2 protein-coding genes and 2 pseudogenes are annotated in these 3,789 nt (G+C 52.0%); all 4 read right to left on the bottom strand.

Features of this window, described 5'->3' with window-relative positions:
- Positions 1-71 precede the first annotated feature (71 nt).
- Positions 72-305, bottom strand: a pseudogene (locus IEX96_RS13950) (SDR family oxidoreductase); the annotation flags it as partial.
- On the bottom strand, positions 302-862 hold the full coding sequence (locus IEX96_RS13945) for a hypothetical protein (RefSeq protein WP_150006441.1): 561 nt from the start codon (positions 860-862) through the stop codon (positions 302-304). The pseudogene IEX96_RS13950 and the gene IEX96_RS13945, both read right to left, overlap by 4 nt.
- A 12-nt stretch (positions 863-874) precedes the next feature.
- Entirely contained in the window at positions 875-3,133 is a 2,259-nt protein-coding gene (locus tag IEX96_RS13940) for a copper-transporting P-type ATPase (RefSeq protein WP_188874155.1), read from the bottom strand.
- Positions 3,134-3,724 (bottom strand): annotated as a pseudogene (locus IEX96_RS13935) (APC family permease); the annotation flags it as partial.
- Positions 3,725-3,789: the final 65 nt, after the last annotated feature.

Genomic DNA, 3,789 nt, shown 5'->3' with positions numbered 1-3,789 from the left:
CAACTGGATGGCAATAGTGGTCAAGTCCTAACTTAACAAATGGACCACTTAATGGGGGCAGGCCAGTTGCCGATAATTTCAAACAGCGCTTCCATCTGTTCATCATCCGTCACATCTAGTGGTACGATGATCGGTGCTTTGACCTTTTCTGCCAATGGCCGCACATAAGGCTCGGCCTTTTCATTGAGATAGGTAACCGCCAGCTCTGCGCCTGCATCAAAGAATGCTTTAGCACAACCCCAAGCAATTGACTGCTCATTGGCGATACCAACGATCAGTCCTTTTTTGCCTGTCAGCGTGTTCATAAGACAACCCCCGTAATGCCCAGTGATGCAAGCAAATGGTGGTATCCCACGATAATAAGCAGCAAAATTCCGCCATAAACGATGACGGTATGAGTAAACCCATGCTTATGATGCAATATGCGATCCCGGTGTTCGACTACATCCATCAACTCATCACCGAAACGTATGGACAGAAACGTACCGACGCCCGAAAGCACAATGATGCCCCAGTAGGGGTAAGGTGTGGTAAGGATTTTCTCTAAAAGTGAAGTAATCATGGTTTTCTGAAAAGCGTCGCGGGCAAATAGCAGACCAACCGCGCTGATGCTGATGGCAATGCCCCACACCACGATCTCAGAAACAAACATCCGAATGCCGAACAGCAATCGTAACGGAAAGTCGAGCAAAAACCCCGCATCCGCTATAGGAGTGCATAATACGAAAAAGCTCCAGGTCAGGAGTACGACCAGTCCGCCCGTGCCGACATCGAATTTCCAACTGAGATAGGCGAAATATCCCAGCAGAATGCATAGCAGGAGGATAAACTTGATAAGGACTTGTTTCTTTGTTGTATGCATGTTTTCGCCTTTTCAAATCTTCACCCGCCGCAAGCGCAGCGCATTCATCACCACTGAGAATGAGGATGCGCTCATGGCAAAAGCTGCAAACATGGGGCTGATTAATATGCCGAAGAACGGGAATAAAAGCCCTGCCGCCACAGGCACACCGGCGGCATTATAGATAAGCGCAAAGAACAAATTCTGCCGGATATTCCGCATGGTGGCCCGCACGAGACGACGAGCACGCACAATACCGTCAAGATTGCCTTTAATCAGTGTAAACCCTGCGCTTTCAATCGCCACATCTGCGCCAGTGCCCATCGCAATTCCAACATCGGCCTGTGCAAGTGCCGGTGCGTCATTCACTCCATCACCGGCCATAGCGACTTTAAAGCCCTGCGCCTGAAGCTCCTTGATAATGTTGGCTTTGTCTTCTGGCAGAACATCGGCGCGAATTTCATCAATGCCCAGCTTTTCTGCCACAGCTTTTGCCGTACGTTCATTATCTCCGGTCGCCATAATAATCCTAAAGTCGAGATCATGCAGTGCTTTTAAAGCCGCAGGCGTTGTTTCTTTCACTGGATCAGCAACGCTGACCAGCCCGGCAATCGCGCCATCAAGCACAACAAACATCACTGTTTCGCCTTCGTCACGCCGGGCATTGGCTGTTTCAACCAGTGCGCCGCTATCCAGCCCCATATCGGAGATAAGTGCTGCGTTGCCGAGCGCTACCGCATGGCCGTCTACCGTGCCCTTCACGCCTTTGCCGGTTATGGCCTCAAAATCCGTAGCATCTGCCATCTCCACGCTGCGCTCTTCCGCGCCGCGTACAATGGCTTCAGCCAGAGGATGTTCTGAGCCGCGCTCAAGTGAAGCAGCCAGTCGCAAAACTTCAGCCTCGTCATGACCATCTTCGGGAAGCACGGCCACCAGTTTAGGCTTTCCTTCGGTAAGCGTGCCGGTTTTATCGACAATCAATATGTCTACTTTTTCAAAACGCTCCAGTGCCTCGGCATTCTTGATAAGAACTCCAGCCTGTGCGCCGCGCCCCGTTGCCGTCATAATCGACATCGGTGTTGCAAGTCCAAGCGCACAAGGGCAAGCGATAATCAGCACCGCTACCGCAGCAATAAGACCATAAGACAGCGCCGGTTCCGGCCCCCAAATAGCCCAGCCAATGAAGGCCAGAATAGCGACAACAATCACCACAGGCACAAAATACCCGGCAACCATGTCGGCATATTTCTGGATCGGCGCACGTGATCTCTGTGCGCCTGCAACCATCTCAACGATTTGCGAGAGCATGGTATCCGCGCCCACCCGTGTGGCTTCAATAATCAGGCTGCCTGTACCGTTAATTGTGGCTCCTGTGACATCATCCCCAGCGACCTTTTCAACTGGCATCGGCTCTCCGGAGATCATTGATTCATCCACCGAAGAACGGCCTTCAAGCACTTTGCCATCCACCGGCACCTTATCACCCGGACGGACGCGCAACTTGTCGCCAACCTGCACATCTTCCAGCGGAATTTCTTCTTCCGTGCCATCCTCGCGGATTACATGGGCGGTTTTTGCCGCCATATCTAGCAACGCTTTGATCGCCGAGCCTGTGCGTTCACGCGCACGCAGCTCCATAATCTGGCCGAGCAGCACCAGTGTTACAATCACGGCGGCGGCTTCAAAATATACACCGACATGCCCCTCAGCATTACGGAACCCATCAGGGAAAATATCCGGCACCAGCACCGCAACGATACTGAAAATATAGGCCGCACCCGTGCCCATGGCGATTAAGCTAAACATATTCAGATTCATGCTGCGGAAGGACTGAAACCCGCGCACAAAAAACGGCCAGCCTGACCAGAGAATGACGGGAGTTCCCAAGGCAAATTCAATCCACAGCGTTGTGCGCTCACCAAAAAACTCTCGAATGGCAGTCAGCCCAACGAAGGGGGACATCGTCAGAATAAGGAGCGGGATGGTTAAAACCGCACCCACCCAAAAACGGCGGGTGAAATCCACCAGCTCCAGATTCGGCCCGTCATCATCACCTGCCGATGCTTTCTCGGCTTCAAGACCCATACCGCAAATCGGGCATGACCCCGCTTTGGGCTGACGCACCTCTGGGTGCATCGGGCAGGTATAAACCGTACCGCTAAATCCTTCCGGCACCTTATCGTATTTACCGCCTTTTACAGGCTTATCGCCGGAAGGCTTGTGATCGCCGTGATCTTTACAGCCAGAATGGTCTTCTGCCTTTGCCGCGCCGTGATTGTGTGAATGTGCCATTTAACTCTCCTCGTTTTGGTATTTATGTATGAAAATTCTTTCACCGGCGAAGATCAGCACTAGCCCTATGAACGATACCCAGATGACCAGCATATCGGATTCGGCCTTTACCCAGAGAAACGCCCCCAACACGATGACATCCAGCACAATGGCGGTGATGAGGATGGCGGCGTTGGCTTTAACTTCTTTACGCAGATGGCGCAGCACACCCCAATGGATGGCAATGTCCATGATGATGTAAAAAATAGCACCGAGCGAAGCAATGCGGCTGAGGTCAAAGAAAACGGTGAGCAACACGGCAATAACGATGGTGTAAACCAGCGTGTGTTTCTGAACGCTGCCGGGCATACCGAAATGGCTATGCGGCACCAGTTTCATATCGGTCATCATGGCCAGCATGCGCGACACGGCAAATACGCTGGCAATCACACCAGATACCGTGGCTACGATGGCAAAGCCGACCGTAAACCACAGGCCGTAATCACCAAAGGCTGGGCGGGAGGCCTCAGCCAAAGAGTAATCTTTGGCTTGTACGATTTCTTCAATCGAAAGATTGGCACCTACTGCCAGTGATACCAGCAAATATAAAACTGGCCTGCCCCCATTAAGTGGTCCATTTGTTAAGTTAGGACTTGACCACTATTGCCATCCAGTTG

This window comes from Iodidimonas muriae (assembly GCF_014647255.1).
GTDB lineage: Bacteria > Pseudomonadota > Alphaproteobacteria > Sphingomonadales > Rhodothalassiaceae > Iodidimonas > Iodidimonas muriae.
The sequence above is the reverse complement of the archived record's forward strand: the minus strand, read 5'-3'. Positions and strand labels throughout refer to the sequence as shown.

Coding starts and splice junctions, on each gene's coding strand:
- IEX96_RS13945 (WP_150006441.1), bottom strand. CDS start 862: ATGCATACAACAAAGAAACAAGTCCTTATCAAGTTTATCCTCCTGCTA.
- IEX96_RS13940 (WP_188874155.1), bottom strand. CDS start 3,133: ATGGCACATTCACACAATCACGGCGCGGCAAAGGCAGAAGACCATTCT.